Annotated in this window: 19 protein-coding genes; 4 read left to right on the top strand and 15 right to left on the bottom strand. The window is 64.7% G+C overall.

Going from position 1 to position 18,128, the window contains the following annotated elements:
- Window positions 1-93: 93 nt before the first annotated feature.
- From QMX85_RS17505 to murJ, 5 genes are all read right to left on the bottom strand, one after another.
- Window positions 94-531: a peptidylprolyl isomerase gene (locus QMX85_RS17505; RefSeq protein ID WP_282342999.1), complete on the bottom strand. Its 438-nt coding sequence runs from the start codon at window positions 529-531 to the stop codon at window positions 94-96.
- Entirely contained in the window at window positions 524-1,027 is a 504-nt protein-coding gene (gene lspA, locus QMX85_RS17500; RefSeq protein ID WP_282342997.1) for a signal peptidase II, read from the bottom strand. Before lspA ends, QMX85_RS17505 begins: the two co-directional genes overlap by 8 nt.
- Window positions 1,028-1,095: 68 nt before the next feature.
- Window positions 1,096-3,930, bottom strand: a complete 2,835-nt coding sequence (gene ileS, locus QMX85_RS17495; RefSeq protein WP_282342995.1) for an isoleucine--tRNA ligase — start codon at window positions 3,928-3,930, stop codon at window positions 1,096-1,098.
- A 90-nt stretch (window positions 3,931-4,020) separates the two neighbouring features.
- Window positions 4,021-4,959: a bifunctional riboflavin kinase/FAD synthetase gene (gene ribF, locus QMX85_RS17490; protein WP_282342994.1), complete on the bottom strand. Its 939-nt coding sequence runs from the start codon at window positions 4,957-4,959 to the stop codon at window positions 4,021-4,023.
- A gap of 105 nt (window positions 4,960-5,064) precedes the next feature.
- Entirely contained in the window at window positions 5,065-6,603 is a 1,539-nt protein-coding gene (gene murJ / locus QMX85_RS17485; RefSeq protein ID WP_282342993.1) for a murein biosynthesis integral membrane protein MurJ, read from the bottom strand.
- 283 nt (window positions 6,604-6,886) lie between these two features.
- Here murJ and rpsT point away from each other — a divergent pair, with 283 nt between their 5' ends.
- Window positions 6,887-7,165: a 30S ribosomal protein S20 gene (gene rpsT, locus QMX85_RS17480; protein WP_090226234.1), complete on the top strand. Its 279-nt coding sequence runs from the start codon at window positions 6,887-6,889 to the stop codon at window positions 7,163-7,165.
- A gap of 182 nt (window positions 7,166-7,347) precedes the next feature.
- On the opposite strand, the gene QMX85_RS17475 is transcribed toward rpsT, so the two are convergent.
- From QMX85_RS17475 to rplU, 5 genes are all read right to left on the bottom strand, one after another.
- On the bottom strand, window positions 7,348-7,797 hold the full coding sequence (locus QMX85_RS17475; protein WP_282342992.1) for a CreA family protein: 450 nt from the start codon (window positions 7,795-7,797) through the stop codon (window positions 7,348-7,350).
- Entirely contained in the window at window positions 7,794-8,924 is a 1,131-nt protein-coding gene (proB, locus tag QMX85_RS17470; RefSeq protein ID WP_282342990.1) for a glutamate 5-kinase, read from the bottom strand. The genes QMX85_RS17475 and proB overlap by 4 nt, the downstream gene beginning before the upstream one ends.
- Before the next feature lie 62 nt (window positions 8,925-8,986).
- Window positions 8,987-10,207: an Obg family GTPase CgtA gene (gene cgtA, locus QMX85_RS17465; RefSeq protein WP_282342988.1), complete on the bottom strand. Its 1,221-nt coding sequence runs from the start codon at window positions 10,205-10,207 to the stop codon at window positions 8,987-8,989.
- 97 nt (window positions 10,208-10,304) lie between these two features.
- Window positions 10,305-10,562: a 50S ribosomal protein L27 gene (rpmA, locus tag QMX85_RS17460; RefSeq protein ID WP_090226226.1), complete on the bottom strand. Its 258-nt coding sequence runs from the start codon at window positions 10,560-10,562 to the stop codon at window positions 10,305-10,307.
- A gap of 23 nt (window positions 10,563-10,585) precedes the next feature.
- Window positions 10,586-10,897, bottom strand: coding sequence for a 50S ribosomal protein L21 (gene rplU / locus QMX85_RS17455; protein ID WP_090226225.1), 312 nt, complete (start codon window positions 10,895-10,897; stop codon window positions 10,586-10,588).
- Window positions 10,898-11,138: 241 nt separating this feature from the next.
- On the opposite strand from rplU, the gene QMX85_RS17450 reads away from it, so the two are divergent.
- A complete protein-coding gene (locus QMX85_RS17450) occupies window positions 11,139-12,107 on the top strand; it encodes a polyprenyl synthetase family protein (protein ID WP_282342986.1) in 969 nt (322 codons plus the stop codon).
- A gap of 192 nt (window positions 12,108-12,299) precedes the next feature.
- Window positions 12,300-12,608, top strand: a complete 309-nt coding sequence (locus QMX85_RS17445; RefSeq protein ID WP_282342984.1) for a hypothetical protein — start codon at window positions 12,300-12,302, stop codon at window positions 12,606-12,608.
- Between the two features lie 38 nt (window positions 12,609-12,646).
- Here QMX85_RS17445 and QMX85_RS17440 read toward each other — a convergent pair whose 3' ends face one another.
- From QMX85_RS17440 to QMX85_RS17420, 5 genes are all read right to left on the bottom strand, one after another.
- Window positions 12,647-13,264: an FKBP-type peptidyl-prolyl cis-trans isomerase gene (locus QMX85_RS17440; protein ID WP_282342981.1), complete on the bottom strand. Its 618-nt coding sequence runs from the start codon at window positions 13,262-13,264 to the stop codon at window positions 12,647-12,649.
- Between the two features lie 52 nt (window positions 13,265-13,316).
- Window positions 13,317-13,625 carry a DUF6482 family protein gene (locus QMX85_RS17435; RefSeq protein WP_282342980.1) on the bottom strand — a complete coding sequence of 103 codons (309 nt, stop codon included), beginning with the start codon at window positions 13,623-13,625 and terminating at the stop codon, window positions 13,317-13,319.
- Between the two features lie 45 nt (window positions 13,626-13,670).
- Window positions 13,671-14,159 (bottom strand): TIGR00645 family protein, encoded by a 489-nt coding sequence (locus tag QMX85_RS17430; protein WP_282342959.1) that lies wholly within the window; start codon window positions 14,157-14,159, stop codon window positions 13,671-13,673.
- Window positions 14,160-14,313: 154 nt separating this feature from the next.
- On the bottom strand, window positions 14,314-14,655 hold the full coding sequence (locus tag QMX85_RS17425) for a hypothetical protein (protein WP_282342957.1): 342 nt from the start codon (window positions 14,653-14,655) through the stop codon (window positions 14,314-14,316).
- A gap of 181 nt (window positions 14,656-14,836) precedes the next feature.
- Entirely contained in the window at window positions 14,837-17,257 is a 2,421-nt protein-coding gene (locus tag QMX85_RS17420) for an ATP-binding protein (RefSeq protein WP_282342955.1), read from the bottom strand.
- 279 nt (window positions 17,258-17,536) lie between these two features.
- Between QMX85_RS17420 and QMX85_RS17415 the strand changes: the two genes are divergently transcribed.
- Window positions 17,537-18,028, top strand: coding sequence for a DUF3015 domain-containing protein (locus QMX85_RS17415; protein WP_090226208.1), 492 nt, complete (start codon window positions 17,537-17,539; stop codon window positions 18,026-18,028).
- Window positions 18,029-18,128 lie beyond the last annotated feature (100 nt).

Below are 18,128 nucleotides of genomic sequence, written 5' to 3'. Positions count from 1 at the left end.
CGCGGGGCTTGGACGGGCAGTTTAACTGCCTCTGCTCCCCCTGGGTTCAAAGGGGCTGCGGCGGGACGATCGCCCCACCGTCTCGTAAAGGTGTTACAGGGCGACGACGTCGATGATCTCGACATCGAAGGTCAGCTGCTTGCCGGCCAGGGGGTGGTTGAAATCGACGGTCACCTGCCTGTCGTCGAAGGCTTTGACCACGCCCGGCAGTTCGGTATTGGCGGCGTCGTTGAAAATCACCAGCAGTCCCTCGGACAGCTCCATGCCCTCGAACTGCCCGCGCGGCATGACCTGCACGTTCTGCACGTTGGGCTGGCCGAAGCCATGCTCGGGCTCCACGGTCAGGCTGCGCTTGTCGCCCGCCTTGAGGCCGTAGAGCGCCTGCTCGAATCCCGGCAACAGGTTGCCGTCGCCGACGCTGAAGGTGGCGGGCTGCTTGTCGAAGGTCGTGTCGACCACATCGCCGCTCGCCAGCTTGAGGGCGAAATGCAGGGTGACGCGGGTGTCCGAGCCGATACGCTGCTCAGTCATGTACGGTTTCTCCAGACTTCTTGGTCTTGAACATGTCCAGCGCCAGCATGAGGGCGCCTACGGTGATCCCGCTATCGGCGAGGTTGAAGGCCGGGAAGTACCAACGGTTCTGCCAGTGCACCAGGATGAAGTCGACCACGTGGCCGAGCAGCATGCGATCGAGCAGGTTGCCCAGCGCGCCGCCCAGCACCAGCGCGAGCGCGATCGCCAGCCAGGTTTCGTCGTGCTTCAGGCGTTTCATCCAGACCACCAGCACGGCGCTGACGCCGACCGCGATCAGCGCGAACAGCCAGCGCTGCCAACCGGACTCGTCGGCCAGGAAACTGAACGCGGCGCCGGTGTTGTAGGCCAGGGTCCAGCTGAAATAGTCAGGGATCACCACGACCTGCTGATACAGCCGCAGGGTTCCCTCGAAGTAGAACTTCGTCGCCTGGTCCAGAACGAACACCAGCACGCTGATCCATAGCCAGGGGAGTTTGCCGAAGCGGGACGTCATACAGTCTCCAGATGCAACCAAGGGTCCTGGGGCACGCGTGCGCGCCCCGTCTATCGGACGATGCTCGATCAGGCGAAGTGCCGGATCTCACCCAAACCGAACGCATTGCTTGCGCAACGTCCACAGATGTCCGGATGCGCCGGGTCGACGCCGATGTCGTCGCGGAAGTGCCAGCAGCGCGGGCATTTCTCGAAGGTCGACTTGCGCACCAGCAGCTTGAGGCCCTGCAATTCGCTCTGCACCGCCTCGGCCGGCGCCTGCTCCAGCGGCTGTACCTCGACGCGCGAGGTGATCAGCACGAAGCGCAGGTCCTCGCCCAGCTTGTTCAGCACCTCGACCAGCGCCCCTTCGCCGAACAGCACGATGTCCGCCTGCAGGTTGCCGCCAATCGTCTTGGCGTTGCGCTGGTTTTCCAGCTCCTTGTTGACCGCAACCTTCACGGCCATGACCTGCTCCCAGAAGGCGCGGTCCAGGTCGAAGCCCAGCGGCAACTCGGCAAGGCCCTCGTACCAGGTGTTGAGCATCACGGACTCGTTGCGTTCGCCCGGCAGGTACTGCCAGATCTCGTCGGCGGTGAAGGAAAGGATCGGCGCGATCCAGCGCACCAGCGCTTCGGCGATGTGGTACATCGCGGTCTGACAGGAACGCCGCGCCACGCTGTCCGCCGCGGTGGTGTACTGGCGGTCCTTGATGATGTCGAGGTAGAAGCCGCCCAGCTCCTGCACGCAGAAGTTGTGCACCTTCTGGTAGACGTTCCAGAAACGGTACTCGTCGTAGGCCTCGACGATCTCGCGCTGCAGCAAAAGTGTGCGGTCGACCGCCCAGCGATCCAGTGCGAGCATGTCCTCGGCCGGCAGCAGGTGCTGCTGCGGGTCGAAGCCATTGAGGTTCGAGAGCAGGAAGCGCGCGGTGTTGCGGATGCGCCGGTAGGCGTCGGCGCTGCGCTGGAGAATCTGGTCGGACACCGCCATCTCGCCCGAATAGTCGGTGGACGAGACCCACAAGCGCAGGATGTCGGCACCCAGGCTGTCGATGACTTTCTGCGGCGCGACCACGTTGCCCAGGGATTTGGATTGCTTGCGGCCCTGCTCGTCGACGGTGAAACCGTGGGTCAGCAGCTCCTTGTACGGCGCGTGGCCGTCGATGGCGCAGCCGGTGAGCAGCGAGGAATGGAACCAGCCGCGATGCTGGTCGGAGCCTTCCAGGTAGAGGTCGGCCGCCGGACCGTCGCGGTGCGCCAGGTCGGCATGCGAGCCGCGCAGCACGTGCCAGTGGGTGGTGCCGGAGTCGAACCACACGTCCAGGGTATCGCGGCTCTTGTCGTACTGGCCGGCCTCGTCGCCAAGCAACTCGGCAGCGTCGAGCTTGAACCAGGCCTCGATGCCTTCCTGCTCGACGCGCTTGGCGACTTCCTCCATCAGTTCGACGGTGCGCGGGTGCAGCTCGCCGCTGTCCTTGTGGGTGAAGAACGGAATCGGCACGCCCCAGTTGCGCTGGCGCGAGATGCACCAGTCAGGACGGCCAGCGATCATGCTATGCAGGCGCGCCTGGCCCCAGGCCGGGACGAACTTGGTGTCTTCGATGGCAGCCAGCGAGCGCTCACGCAATGTGGCGCCGTCTTTCGGCTTGGTATCCATGCCGACGAACCACTGCGCCGTGGCGCGATAGATCAGCGGCGTCTTGTGCCGCCAGCAATGCATGTAGCTGTGGTTGATCACGTCGTGCCGGAGCAGCGCGCCGACTTCCTCGAGCTTGGCGACGACCGCCGGGTTGGCCTTCCAGATGAACTGGCCGCCGAAGAACGGCAGCGAGTCGACGTAGACGCCGTTGCTCTGCACCGGATTGAGGATCTCGTCGTTGCTCATGCCGTAGCGCTTGCAACTGTAGAAGTCGTCCTCGCCATAGGCCGGCGCCGAGTGAACCACGCCGGTGCCGGCGCCCAGCTCGACATAATCGGCCAGGTACAACGGCGACAGGCGCTCGTAGAACGGATGGCGGAAGCGGATCAGCTCCAGCGCGGCACCCGGCGCCGTGGCGACGACCTCACCCTGCAGTCCATAGCGCTGCAGGCAGCTTTCGACCAGTTCTTCGGCGAGCAGCAGCAGACGATCACCGACATCCACCAATGCATAGGTGAATTCAGGATGCACGTTGAGCGCCTGGTTGGCCGGAATGGTCCATGGCGTGGTGGTCCAGATGACGATGCTGGTCGGCTTCGACAGGCGTTCCAGGCCGAACGCAGCGGCCAGCTTGTCGGCGTCTTCGATCGGGAAGGCCACGTCGATGGCATCGGACTTCTTGTCCTGATACTCCACTTCGGCCTCGGCCAGCGCCGAGCCGCAATCGAAGCAGAAGTTGACCGGCTTCAGGCCCTTGAACACGAAGCCGTTGCCGACCATCTCGGCCAGCGCGCGGATCTCGCCGGCTTCGTTGGCGAAGTTCATGGTCAGGTACGGGTTGTCCCACTCACCCAACACGCCGAGGCGGATGAAGCCGGCCTTCTGCTCGGCAACCTGCTCGGTGGCATAGGCGCGGCAACGCTCGCGCGTGAGGTCGGCCGGCTGGTTCTTGCCGAAGGTAGTCTCGACCTTGTGCTCGATCGGCAGGCCATGGCAATCCCAGCCCGGCACGTAGGGGGCGTCGAAACCGCTCAGGGTCTTGGAACGGGTGATGATGTCCTTGAGGATCTTGTTCAGCGCGTGACCGATATGGATGCTGCCGTTGGCGTACGGCGGGCCGTCGTGGAGCACGAACTTCGGACGCCCGGCGCCGATCTGGCGCAGCTTCTGGTACAGGCCGATCTCGTCCCAGCGCTGCAGGATCTGGGGTTCGCGCTGCGGCAAGCCGGCCTTCATCGGGAATGCCGTTTCCGGCAGGTTCAGCGTCGCTTTGTAATCGGTCATGTCATCGGCCTGTTCAAATTCAGTTCTGCTTGCACGGGGACGCGGCCCCGCCGGTGCTGCTGATCGTATGTATTGCGGATGCCGGCGCCCTCACTGCAGCGGCGCGCCCAGCCAGTAAACCTGGGCGGCGACGACATCGGCGGCGATCGCCGCCTTGAGCTCGTCCAGCGAGGCGAACCTGCGCTCGTTGCGCAGCTTGTGGTGAAAGGCCACGCGCATGCGCTTGCCGTAGAGGTCGCCGGCGAAGTTCAGCAGGTGTACCTCCAGATGCGCGTGGCCGTCGCCGTCGACGCTGGGCCGCGTACCGATGTTGGCCACACCCGGCCATTTGCGCCCGTCCACATAGGCGCTGACAAGATAAACCCCGGAAAACGGCGCACGGACGCGCTTGAGCTGCACGTTCGCCGTCGGCCAGCCCAACTGCCGGGCCAGCTTCTGCCCGTGCAGCACGCGACCGTCGATGACGTAATGGCGTCCGAGCAGACGCTGGGCCTGCGGGAAGTCGCCCTCGGCCAGTGCCTCGCGAACCCGCGTGCTGCTGACCCGCCGGCCGTCCACCTCGATGGTGGTCGCCGCCTCCACGGTGAAACCGGCCGCCGCGCCGGCACGCTGGAGAAACGCGAAGTCGCCGGCGCGATCGCAGCCGAAACGGAAATCGTCGCCGACCTCCAGATGGCGCACGCCGAGCCCGTCGATCAGCACCTGGCGGACGAACGCCTCGGCGCTCAGCTCGCGCAAGCGCGGGTTGAAAGCCAGGCACAGGACACGGTCCACGCCTTCCGCGGCGAACAGTTCGAGCTTGTCACGCAGGCGGGCCAGACGCGGCGGCGCCGTATTCGGGGTGAAGAACTCACGCGGCTGCGGCTCGAAAATCACCACGCAGCTAGGCAGCGACAATTCCGCGGCGCGCTCACGCAAACGCATCAGGATGGCCTGATGGCCGCGGTGGACACCGTCGAAATTCCCGATCGTGGCGACGCAACCCCGATGTTGGGGCCGCAGATTGTGTAGGCCTCGAACCAGCTGCATAGCGCGCATCTTGCTCACAAAGTGGTCGATTATACGCACAGCGGGCGCCGGGTGACAGGCGCAGCGGCGGCATTCGGCCCGCTCGCCACGCAGGGCAACAACGCTTCAGTGCAGCGAGCGGCGCGCAAAATGGTGCAGGCGAAAGCCAAGCAGGAGCAGGCTGCCGAAATAGGCGAGCACACCGGCGGCAACCAGCAAACCCAGGCGCAGCAGGCGCAGCAGCATGTCGCCCTGATCCCAGTCCGGCAGAAGCCGGATGCCCGCGAGCAGCACCCCGGACATCACCAGAACGGCGACCACCAGCTTGACCAGGAACGGCGTCCAGCCCGGCTGCAAGTCGAACATCTGCTGCTTGCGCATCTGCCAGTAGAGCAAGCCGGCGTTCAGGCAGGCACCCAAGCTGATCGCCAGGGCCAGCCCGGCATGCCGCAATGGCACGATGAACGCCAGGTTCATCAGTTGGGTGACGACAAGAATGAAGAGGGCGATGCGCACCGGCGTGCGGATGTTCTGCCGCGCATAGAAACCCGGTGCGAGGATCTTGATCAGGATCAGACCTACCAGCCCTATCGAATAGGCGATCAGTGCGCGCTGGGTCATCGCGGCGTCGTGGGCGCTGAATGCGCCGTACTGGAACAAAGAGGCGGTCAGCGGCTCGGCGATGATCGCCAGCGCCAGCGCGCACGGCAGCGCCAGCAACAGGCACAGGCGCAGGCCCCAGTCGAGCAGCCGCGAATACTCGCCGCGATCGCCCAGCGCATGCGTCTTGGAAAGTGCAGGCAGCAGGATGGTACCCAGCGCCACGCCGAGCACGCCGGTGGGCAGCTCCATCAGGCGATCGGCGTAGTACATCCAGGACACCGACCCGGTCGGCAGGAAGGAGGCGAATGCCGTATTGATGATCAGCGAGACCTGCGCCACGGACACCCCGAGGATCGCCGGCCCCATCTGCCGCATCACCCGCCACACGCCGCTGTCGCGAAGGTTCAGGCGCGGCAGCACCAGCATGCCGATCTTCCTAAGGTGCGGCAGTTGGTAGAGCAGCTGCAACAGGCCGCCGGCGAGCACCGCCCAGCCGAGCGCCATGACCGGCGGATCGAAGTACGGCGTGAGGAACACGGCGAAGAAGATCATGCTCAGGTTGAGCAGCGTCGGCACGAAGGCCGGTACGGCGAAGCGATTCCAGGTATTGAGGATCGCTCCGGCCAGCGACGACAGCGAGATCAGCAGGATGTAGGGGAAGGTCACCCGCAGCAGCGAGCTGGTGAGCTCGAAGCGCTGCGCATCGTCGGCGAACCCAGGCGCGCTGATCCACACCACCCAGGGCGCGGCGAGCACGCCCAGCGCGGTGACCAGCGCCAGTACCAGCGTGAGCAGCCCGGACACGTAGGCCACGAAGGTGCGTGCCGCCTCATCGCCGCGCTGGCTCTTGTACTCCGCGAGGATCGGCACGAACGCCTGGGAGAACGCCCCCTCGGCGAAGATGCGCCGCAGCAGGTTGGGCAGCTTGAAGGCCACGACGAAGGCATCGGTGGCCACGCCGGCGCCGAAGATGCGCGCCATGATGGTGTCGCGCACGAAGCCCAGCACACGGGACACCATGGTCAGCGAACTCACCGCAGCCAGGGATTTGAGTAGATTCATAGGGTATGGATAGCCATGCAGTTCGACCGCGCTGCGCAGCGTGAAACTCGCGACGCCGCGCCGAAAGAAGCCGCCGAGTTTAGGGCTGGCCTGGAAATAAAGCACCCGTTACAGTGCGCGCCGTCGCCAGCGCAGTGATCTCGAAGCGAAGCCATTGCCGACGGACGACGCTCGTCGGCCAACTCCAGATAGCCTCCGATCGCGCTTGACAAGCGCCCCCTGCGGCGGCAAGATTCGCGGCCTTATTTGTTTGCATCCCCCCAAAGTTTCGAGGAGTTCGACGGTGGCCAACAGCCCTTCCGCCAAAAAACGCGCAAAACAGGCTGAGAAGCGTCGCAGCCACAATGCCAGCCTGCGCTCCATGGTTCGCACCTACATCAAGAACGTAGTCAAGGCGCTCGACGCCAAAGACCTGGAAAAATCCCAGGCTGCCTACACCTTGGCTGTACCGGTAATCGACCGCATGGCCGACAAAGGCATCATCCACAAGAACAAGGCTGCTCGTCACAAGAGCCGTCTGAACGCTCACATCAAGGCACTCGGCGAAGCCGCTGCAGCCTGAGCGTGATGTTCTTGAAAAAACCGGCCACTGGCCGGTTTTTTTATGCCCGCGCACATAGCCCTTGCGAGCAGAGCGAAGACAGGCGCTGCGCCTGAGCGAGCGCCCTGTCGATCAATGCATCCCGAGAAACGTCGAGACGTGGGCAGCTCGCACCCGGCGAGCCCACACCGAGACCGATCGACTCACTTCCAGGGAAGAATCGGAATGGCGGTCACCGCATTCTGCGGACTGCCTTCAATGATGCGGTCGCTGTAAACCAGGTAGACCAGCGTGTTGCGCTTCTCGTCGAAGAAACGCACCACCTGCATGCTCTTGAACACCAGCGAGGTGCGCTCCTTGAACACCTCCTCGCCATCTTTGAGCTCGCCTTTGAAGCGGATGGCGCCGACCTGACGACAGGCAATGGACGCCTCCGCACGATCCTCGGCCAGGCCCAGCCCACCTTTCACACCGCCGGTCTTGGCCCGCGACAGGTAGCAGGTCACGCCCTCAACCTTCGGATCGTCGAAGGCCTCGACGACGATCTTGTCGTTGGGGCCGACCCACTTGAAGACGGTAGCGACTTCGCCGATCTGCTCGGCCGCCGCCAGGGCGGGAACCGCCAAAAACACAGCAAGCCACAGGCTCTTCATTCGGCACTCCTCAGCAGGATCAGGTTGTCGCGATGCACCAGCTCAGGCTCATTCACGTAACCGAGCAGCGACTCGATGGCGTCGGACGAGCGACCGAGCATCTTCTGCGCCTCGATCGCACTGTAGTTGACCAGACCACGAGCCACTTCGCGCCCCTCGAGATCGACGCAGACCACCATCTCGCCCCGGCGAAAGCTGCCCTGGATCGCCTTCACACCCACCGAAAGCAGGCTCTTGTGATCCTGGCGCAGCGCCTTGACCGCACCGGCGTCCAGCACCAGCGTGCCACGGGTCTGCAGCTGGCCGGCCAGCCACTGCTTGCGCGCCGCCAGCGGATCACGCTCGGGCGCCAGCAGCGTACCGAGCAGCTCCCCCGCCTTGAGGCGCACCAGTACCTGCTCGATGCGCCCGCCGACGATGACGGTGTAGGCACCCGAACGCGCCGCCAGACGCGCCGCGCGCAGCTTGGTCTGCATGCCGCCACGCCCCAAGGCGCCGCCGGTACCGCCCGCGACGGCATCCAGCGCCGGATCGTCGGCACGGGCCTCCGAAATCAGTACGGCATCGGGATTCAGACGGGGATCGGCATCGAACATGCCGTCGCGGTCGGTGAGGATCACCAGCAGATCGGCCTCGACCAGGTTGGCGACCAGCGCCGCCAGCGTGTCGTTGTCGCCAAAACGGATTTCGTCGGTGACCACCGTGTCATTCTCGTTGATCACCGGGATCACGTCGACGTCGACCAGAGTGCGCAGAGTGCTGCGCGCGTTCAGGTAACGCTTGCGGTCGGACAGATCGTCATGCGTCAGCAGGATCTGCGCGGTCTGCCGCTCGTGCTCGGCGAAACTCGATTCCCAGGCTCGGATCAGGCTCATCTGCCCGACCGCAGCCGCCGCTTGCAGCTCGTTCATGGCCTTGGGACGAGCCGTCCAGCCGAGACGGCTCATGCCCGCCGCCACCGCGCCGGACGACACCAGCACCAGCTCCACGCCCGCCGCCCGCAGCGCGACCATCTGCTCGACCCACACCGCCATGGCCGCGCGATCCAGTCCACGCCCGTCGGCGGTCAGCAGCGCGCTGCCGATCTTCACCACCCAGCGCTGCGCGCCGGTCACCTTGTCCCGCATGATTCCATCCCAGTCCAGATGCACACAGCGGAAAGGACCGGCCATCCCGCTCCCGAGAAATCTCAGCGCACGTAGAAGATTTCCGGCCCGTCGCCATCATCCTCGTCATCGTCGAAGTCGTCTTCGTCCTCTACGGTGTCGGCGCTCTTCAGCCCTGCACGGCGCAGGGCACGCTGGTCGTCCAGCGCCTGCAGACGGGCGCGCGCCTCATCCTCGATGCGCTGATCGAGCTCGGCCAGCGCCTCGGCGTACTCCGGCTCCTCGGCCAGGCGCACGGTACGCTCGTCGAGGTAACGCATGATGTCCTGGCTGAGCGCCTCGGTCCCTTCGCGCGCCAGCGCGGAAATCACGTACACCGGGCCTTTCCAGTCGAGCCGTTCGACCACCGCCTTGACGCGAGCCTCGCGCTCCTCCTCAAGGACCTGGTCAGCCTTGTTCAGCACCAGCCAACGGTCGCGCTCGGCCAGCGACGGGCTGAACTTCTCCAACTCGTGGATGATCACCGCAGCCGCCTCGGCCGGATCGCTCTCGTCCAGCGGCGCCATGTCCACCAGATGCAGCAGCAGGCGCGTGCGCGCCAGATGCTTGAGAAAACGGATACCCAGACCGGCACCCTCGGCGGCACCTTCGATCAGGCCGGGGATGTCGGCGATGACGAAGCTCTTGTAGCGACCGACGCTAACCACGCCCAGGTTCGGCACCAGCGTGGTGAAGGGGTAGTCCGCCACCTTCGGCTTGGCCGCCGACACCGAGCGGATGAAAGTGCTCTTGCCGGCATTCGGCAGGCCGAGCAAGCCAACATCGGCAAGCACCTTCAGCTCCAGCTTGAGATCGCGCATCTCGCCCGGCTTACCCGGGGAGGTCTGCCGCGGCGCCCGATTGGTGCTCGACTTGAAGCGGGTATTGCCCAGACCGTGCCAGCCGCCCTGCGCCACCAACAGCCGCTGGCCGGGCTTGGTCAGGTCGCCGATGATTTCCTGGGTATTGGCATCGATGACCGTGGTGCCCACCGGGACCGGCAGCACCAGATCGTCACCCTTGTGCCCGGTGCAGTCCTTGCTGCCACCGTTCTCGCCGCGCTGCGCATCAAAGCGACGGGTATAGCGGTAGTCGACCAGCGTGTTGAGATTCTCGTCGGCCTCCATATAGATGGAGCCTCCGTCACCGCCATCGCCGCCGTTGGGGCCACCCTTCTCGATGAATTTTTCGCGGCGGAAGCTCATCAAGCCATTGCCGCCATCACCTGCTTTTACAACGATCGATACTTCATCGACGAATTTCATGGAACGCCTCCCGCCCTCGGGCGGGCTGAAAAAAACGATAGGATACAGAAACGAAAAAGCCCCGTCGCAAGACAGGGCTTCTTCAGCAACGCCGCGATCAGGCCGCGACGACGCTCACGTAGCGACGGCCGAACTCGCCCTTCACTTCGAACTTGACCACGCCGGCCACTTTCGCGAACAGGGTGTGATCCTTGCCCATGCCAACGCCATAACCGGCGTGGAACTGGGTACCGCGCTGACGCACGATGATGTTACCGGCCTTGATGACCTGGCCGCCGAACAGCTTAACGCCAAGGCGTTTGCTTTCTGAGTCGCGACCGTTGCGGGTAGAACCGCCAGCTTTTTTGTGTGCCATGAGTCATAGCCTCCTAAAAGGGATCAGGCCTGAATGCCAGTGATCTTGATTTCGGTGAACCACTGACGGTGGCCCTGACGTTTCATGTGGTGCTTACGACGACGGAACTTGATGATACGGATCTTATCGTGACGGCCTTGAGAGACCACTTCAGCGACGACCTTGGCACCGTCGACTACCGGCGCACCGATGGTGACGTCGTCACCATTGCCGACCAGCAGAACGCGATCGAAAGTCACGGATTCGCCAGTGGCGATTTCCAGCTTCTCGACCTTGAGGAATTCACCTTCGGCGACTTTGTATTGCTTGCCACCGGTAACGATTACAGCGTACATGGAATATCTCCGTTGATCCTGCTCACCCAGCGCTTTGTAGGAAGAGTTGGCGGCTGGCATGGCTGCCTGGGGCCGGATAGACACCAGGCAATTGCGTAAGGCAGGGAAATGCCCAGGGAAGTTCGGGGTGCGCGATTGTACGCAAGCCAGGTTGTACGCGCAAGCACCGTCCGGCCTCGCCTTGACAGTGCCGGACCCGGCCCCTAGCATGCCGCGCAATCCATAGGAGTACGACTCGCCAATGCAACCCCAGGCCTTCTATAACGTGGTGGCGGACGATTTTACCGCTGTCGACGGAATCATCCGTAAACAGCTCAGCTCCCGCGTCCCCCTGGTGGAAAAGATCGGCGACTACATCATCTCCGCGGGCGGCAAACGCATGCGCCCCCTGCTAGTGCTGCTGTCCGGCAAGGCCCTCGGCCTGGAAGGCGACTCGCTGCGCCTGCTGGCAGCCACCATCGAATTCCTGCACACCTCGACCCTGCTGCACGATGACGTCGTCGACATGTCGGGCATGCGCCGCGGCCGCTCGACCGCGAACGCCATGTGGGGCAATGCGCCCAGCGTGCTGGTCGGCGACTTTCTTTATGCACGCTCCTTCGAAATGATGGTGGAGCTGGGCTCGATGCAGGTCATGCGCATCATCTCCCAGGCGACACGCGTGATCGCCGAAGGCGAAGTGCTGCAGCTCTCGAAGATCCGCGACGCCAGCACCACCGAAGAGACCTACATGGAAGTCATCCGCGGCAAGACCGCGATGCTCTTCGAGGCCTCGACCCACAGCGCCGCAGCACTGGCCGAAGCGAGCCCCGAGCAGAGCGAGGCCCTGCAGACGTTTGGCGATCATCTGGGAATCGCCTTCCAGCTGGTCGACGACCTGCTCGACTACAAGGGCGACGCCGAAACCCTCGGCAAGAACGTCGGCGACGACCTCGCCGAAGGCAAGCCGACACTGCCACTGATCTACACCCTGCGCGAAGGCACCGCCGAGCAGGCCGCCCTGGTGCGCCATGCGATCCAGAAAGGCGGCATCGAAGACCTCGACAGCATCCGTGAAGCCGTCGAGGCCTCCGGCGCCCTCGACTACACCGCCCGCCTCGCGCGCGAACACGCGGATCGCGCCATCACCTGCCTGGAAGCGCTGCCCGCCAGCGTCTACCGCGATGCGCTGGTCGAACTGACCCGCTTCGCCGTCGCCCGCACGCACTGAATCCAACCGCTCATCACACCGCGCCCGGTGGCACTCACGCCTGGTATTTCCGGGCGTGACATCCGGGCGCACGCCCGAAAGCGCGCGCCTGCAAAGGGTTTGGCGCGCACGGATGGCGGATTGTGAAATAGACGCTTGCTATTCCAGCAATAGGAATTATTCTCATCTCCAACCACTCACCGGAGATGAACCATGACCTATCTGATTGATGCCTGGCTGGAACGCCCACACCCTTACCTGCGCATCCTGCATCGGGAAACCGGGGAAGTCTGTGCGGTACTGGAGGAGGAAGCGCTCGACGAGCTGCGGGATCAGGGCGACCTCGACCTGGCCGGCCTGAATTCCTGCGAACCCATGATCGTCAAGGAGCTGGTGCGCAACCTGTTCCTGTTCTGCTACGCGCGGGCATTGCGCCCCAATAGCGAACTGAACTGCGCCAGCTGCGGCAGGCGTCAATGCCAGGAATCCGAAGGTGCTCTGCTGAGCCGCCTGCCTGCCTGAGCGATGACCGTCGGCGGACGGTCATCGGAGGATTCGACTCAGAGGATGTCGAGCAGCTCGACGTCGAACACCAGCACACTGTGCGGCGGAATGCTGCCCGCCGCCTGGCCGCCGTAGGCCAGTTCGCTCGGTACGTGCAGACGCCATTTGCTGCCGGTACCCATCAGTTGCAGCGCCTCGGTCCAGCCGGCGATCACGCCGCCCACCGGAAACTCGGCCGGCTCGCCACGGGCGTAGGAGCTGTCGAACACGCTGCCGTCGATCAGGGTGCCGTGGTAGTGGGTGCGAACGCTGTCCTCACGCGTAGGCTTGGCGCCCTCGCCCGCTGTCAGCACTTCGTACTGCAGCCCGGAAGGCAGCGTAATCACGCCTTCGCGCTTGGCGTTCTCCACAAGATAGGCACGACCTTCGCCAGCGGCGGCGTCGGCCTTCGCCTGGGCCTCGGCCTGCATGCGCTCGCGAATCACCTTGAAGCTGGCGGCCATGGCGGCCTGGTCGACACGGCTCGGCTGGCCGGCGAAGGCGTCGGTCAGACCGGCGAGCACCGCGTCGATACTCACGCCGGGCGGCGGGTTGTCACGCAGCTGGTCGCCGAGCTGGCGGCCGATGCCGTAACTGACGCGGGTTTCGTCGCTGTTCAGGTCCACTGTGCTCATCTGCTGTCTCCGTAAAAAAAGGCCCGCAGACTACCACACCCGCCACGCGCGCTCAGCCGTCGAGGGCGCGGGCGCTGACCTTCACCTTGAGCGGCGACTCGCTGCGCGGGGCCATGCCGACCATTTCGTCGTAGGCGGAGAACTGCAACAGGTACAGCGGCAGCTCGGGCACCTCGCGCAGCACGAAGCGCGCGTGGTCCAGCGAGCGCAGGTGCGACACGCGCCCCTGATCGTCCTCGAGACGCGCATTGCCGTCGGCGGTGAGTGCCTGCAGGACGTAGAAACCGCCCTCGAGCGAGAGCAGGTTCAGCTCATGGATGTCACCGGCCAAGGCCAGTTGCTGCAGTTGGGCGAGGGTCATCGCGGTCTCCTGGCAGGTGGGACGATAGCCATGAGACCGGAGAAATCAGTGTTTGGTCAGTCGGTCCAGGTAACCCATGGCGAAGGCGGACAGGACGAAGGTCATGTGGATCACCACGTACCAGAGCAGCTTATCGTTTTCGATCTTCTGCGCGTCCATGAACACCCGCAGCAGGTGGATCGAGGAAATCGCCACGATCGAAGCCGCCACCTTCATCTTCAGCGAGCTGGAATCCATCTTGCCCAGCCAGTCGAGCTTTTCCTTGCCCTCTTCGATGTCCAGTTGCGAGACGAAGTTCTCGTAGCCGGAGATCATCACCATCACGATCAGGCCGCCGACCAGCGCCATGTCGATCAGCGAGAGCAACACCAGGATCAGGTCGGATTCGGCCTTCTCGAAGACGTTCGGGAGGATGTGATAGACCTCCTGGAAGAACTTCAGGCACAGCGCAAGCAGGGCGAACGACAGGCCGAAATAGATGGGCGCCAGCAGCCAGCGCGTGGCGTACATAGCATTCTCGAAAAAGCGTTCCATGGTTCAGCTCCGCGAAAAATGCCGCGAGTATACCCAGCAAAGCGCCAGCGGCAAGGCGTGCGGAGCGTCGCCTCGCCTCTCGCCGGGAGCGGTTATCGGGACGAACAAAATCGGCGGAGCGGAAACGGCTCCGCCCGAAGTGCTCGGAAGAAGATCAGTTTTCAGGCTGGAGCGCGTAGCTACCCGCCTGAGACTGGCGCGGCCGGGTCAGCTTGCGCAGCTCGCCCTGCATGTGCAGGCGCCAGATCTGCGGTTCCTCGCAGACGGCGTAGCCCTGAACCGCCAGGCATTCGGCAATGGCATCGAGCACGCCCTCGGCGACGAAGGGACCGTGGAACGGCCCCTGTACCTTGATGGCGGAAGGTTGTGCACCGGACACGCCGGCGGCGCAGAGAAGCGTCCAAAGCCCGTTGTCGCCGTTGAGGGGACGGATCACGCATTCGATGCGGGTCGTCATCCCAAGGCATTCGCGGGTGAGGCAGAGGGTGCGCGACATGGCGGCGTTCCTCGCTGGGTCCTTGGTTCTGCCACACACCGCGAGCGGTGAACACATGGCGCAGAAGTGGCCCGCCGGATTATCCGCGCGGCCCTGATGGAACAGCGACGGACAGCGCCGTCGCCGCTTCATCCTGTGACCAGCAATTGCGCCGAGCATTCCCAAGGCAGCCGAACGTCGATCAGCCTTGCGTCGGTTTGTCCTTCTCCGCGGCGTCCTTGCTGTCGTCTTCCATGCCCATCTCGGCGATTTCCCGCAGCCGCTGGACCACGCGCGCGTTGACGCTGCCGGTCGGAAAGCGCCCTTGCTCGTCCGGTGAGCCGGCCGGCTCGCCGAGCAACAGGCTCAGCGCCTCGTCCACGTGGCGCACCGCGTAGACGTTGAACTGGCCGGAGCGCACGGCCTGCAGCACGCGCTCGTCGAGCATCAGGGTGGCGATGTTGGCGTAGGGAATGATCGCGCCCTGCTCGCCGGTCAGCCCGCGCGCTTCGCAGAGGCGGAAGAAGCCCTCGATCTTCTCGTTGACCCCGCCGACGGCCTGCACCTCGCCGAACTGGTTGATCGACCCGGTGATGGCGAAGCACTGCTTGAGCGGTGTCCGCGAGAGCGCGGATATCAGCGTACAGACCTCGCCGAGCGAAGCGCTGTCGCCGTCGACATAGCCGTAGGACTGTTCCAGGGCGATGCTCGCGGAGATTTCCAGGGGAAACTCCTGGGCGTAGCGGCTGCCCAGGTAGCCGGTGAGGATCATCACGCCCTTGGAGTGGATCGGCTGGCCGAGGTTGACCTCGCGCTCGATGTCGACGATGCCGCTGCCGCCCGGGTAGACCGTGGCGGAGATCCGCGCCGGCACGCCGAATGCCGAATCGCCGACCTCCAGCACCGTGAGCCCGTTGCACTTGCCGATGGCCGCGCCTTCGGTATCGATGAGGATGATCCCGGCGAGCATGTCGTCGAGAATCCGTGCCGAGACCCGCCCGGTGCGCGTCGCCTTGGCACGCAGCGCACGCTCGATGTGACCGGCGTCGGTAGTCGCCTCACCGGCCAGTTGGCGGATGAAGTCAGCCTCGCTGACCAGCTGGAACAGGTCGCCGATCTTCGCCGAGAGTCGCCCCTGGTGCTCGGCGAGGCGCGCACTGTAGGTCGCCAGGCGCGCGACGGCGGCAGCGGTCAGCGGCGCGAGGCCTTCTTCCGAGGTGCGCGTCTTGAGCAACTGGGCGAACTGCTCGAGGCTCTCGTCGGCGAGCATGATGTCTTCGTCGAAGTCGACCAGCACGCGGAACATCTCCTGGAAGTCCGGATCGACGTCCTGCAGCGTGTAGTAGAGCTGGCGCGAACCGATGATGATCACCTTGAGCTGCAGCGGGATCACCTGCGGCGCCAAGGTCACCGTGGCCAGCCGGCCAAGCTCGGCCAGCGGCGATTCCATCTTCAGCTGGCGCGAATGAATGGCGCGCTTGAGCGCCTCCCAGACGAAGGGCTCGCTGAGCATCTTCTCCGCTTCCAGCACCAGGAAGCCGCCGTTGGCGCGGTGCAGCGCGCCCGGGCGCAACTGGCGGTAGCTGGTGTAGAGCGCCCCCTGATCGGTGCCGTACTCGATGCGGCCGAACAGGTTGTCGTAGGTCGGATGCGGCTCGAACACCACCGGTGCGCCGCCGTTGGCGTGGTGCGCCACCACCAGGCTGGGGCTGTACTGGTCTTCCAGGCCCTGGCGGCGCTGCGCGTCGGTGCGGTTGTCGTCGATCAGCTGATCGACCACGGTTTTCAGCAGGTCGACCTGCATCGCCTGCAGATAGGCGCAGACACCGGCGTTCTCAGCGTACTTCTCCGACAGCGGCGCAAGCACCGGCTGCAGCGCCAGGGTGATGGTCTCTTCGTTGAGCTGGCGCAGCTGGTTGCTTGACTCGCGTTTCCATTGCGGCAGGCTGGCGAGCTCCTCGTTGAGGCGCTCCTCCAGCTCGGCGATGTCCTGGTGATAGCGCTCGCGCTCGGCTTCCGGCAACTGGGCGAACTCGGCTTCGTCCAGTGCCTTGCCGTCCTTCATCGGAGTGAAGGCGATGTTGGTGTTGTCGCGGTAGAGGGCGATGTCCTTCTCCAGCGACAGCCGCTCGATGACGTCCAGGGCGCGGTCGTAGCGCTGGTTGAAGGCGCGGTCGATGGCGCTCTTCTTCTGCTGGTAGGCGGGATGCTCGAAGACCGCGGGAAAGGTCGCCAGAAGGTTGTCGATCAAGTGGTCGAGGTCGCCGACGAAGGCGTCCGCGCTGCCCGGCGGCAGCTGCAGCACGCGCGGCTCGCGCGGTTCGTCGAAATGGTTGACGTACACCCAGTCGGCCGGCGTTTCCAGGCGCTTGGCCTCGGCCTTCAGGTAGCGCTGGACGAAGGAGAAGCGACCGGTGCCGGGCTCGCCCATGACGAACACGTTGTAGCCTGCACGCGGCATGGCGACGCCGAACTGCAGTGCCTCGACGGCACGCTCCTGCCCGAGCACGCCGCGGAACGGCTCCAGGTCATCGGTGGTGGTGAAGTTGAATTGATCGGGAGCGAACGGACGGGTTAGCGCATCGGGCGCGAGACGCAGCACGGCAGCGAAGGGCTGGGGCATCGGGAATCCTTTTCGAGCGGCGCGCGCCGCGGGGAATGACGCCCGCATTCTGGCGCTGGGCGGACGACACTGGCAAGCGCCCGCCCGCCCGGCTCGCGTCATCCACCGGATAGTTGCCGTCGCACGGAACCGCAGCGCTCGGCTAACCTCAAAAGCGTGCGCCTCCGTCGGATTTCCGACGGTTGCGCCGTGTTGCCCGAGGGTGATCGCCTTCCCGTCGTAGCGATCGTCGTGCAGCTCAACCCGGTTCCATCCTTCCGATACGGTAGAGAAATAATCATGAATAAAATTCTGCTCGGTAGTCTGCTCGCTGCGGTTTCCTTCAACGCCCTGGCCGAAGCGCCCGGCGGCCCGAATTGCGGCTGGGGCAACATGCTCTTCGAAGGCCAGCGCGGCACGCCTTCGCACATCGTCGCCTCGATCACCAACGGCACCTCCGGCAACGCCACCTTCGGCATGACCTCCGGCACCAACGGCTGCTCCACCGACGGCAAGCTGACCTACGGCGGCAAGTCGCTGATTGCCCTGAGCGGCATGCTCGACGAAGTCTCCGAGGACATGGCCAAGGGCGAAGGCGAGGCGCTGACCAGCTACGCCGTCGTGCTCGGCATCAAGCCGGAGGATCGCGCCTACTTCTCCAGCGTCACCCACGAGCACTTCAACCAGATATTCAGCAACGCCAATGCCACCGCGGCGGATGTCCACGCGGCCACACTGGAAGTCATGAAGAACGACCCGCGCCTGTCCAAGTACGTGGTCGAACAGGCCTGACGCTTGATGCTTGCCCCGCCCGCCCCCCCCGGGGGGGGGGGGGCGCGGTGGAGCAAAGCGGTGGGGGGCGGGAATCACAGCCGCGGGGGGGGTTAAAAAA

The organism is Pseudomonas sp. PS02288, assembly GCF_029959715.1.
Classification (GTDB): Bacteria; Pseudomonadota; Gammaproteobacteria; order Pseudomonadales; family Pseudomonadaceae; genus Pseudomonas_O; species Pseudomonas_O kuykendallii.
This window is presented reverse-complemented; position numbering and strand designations above follow the sequence as displayed.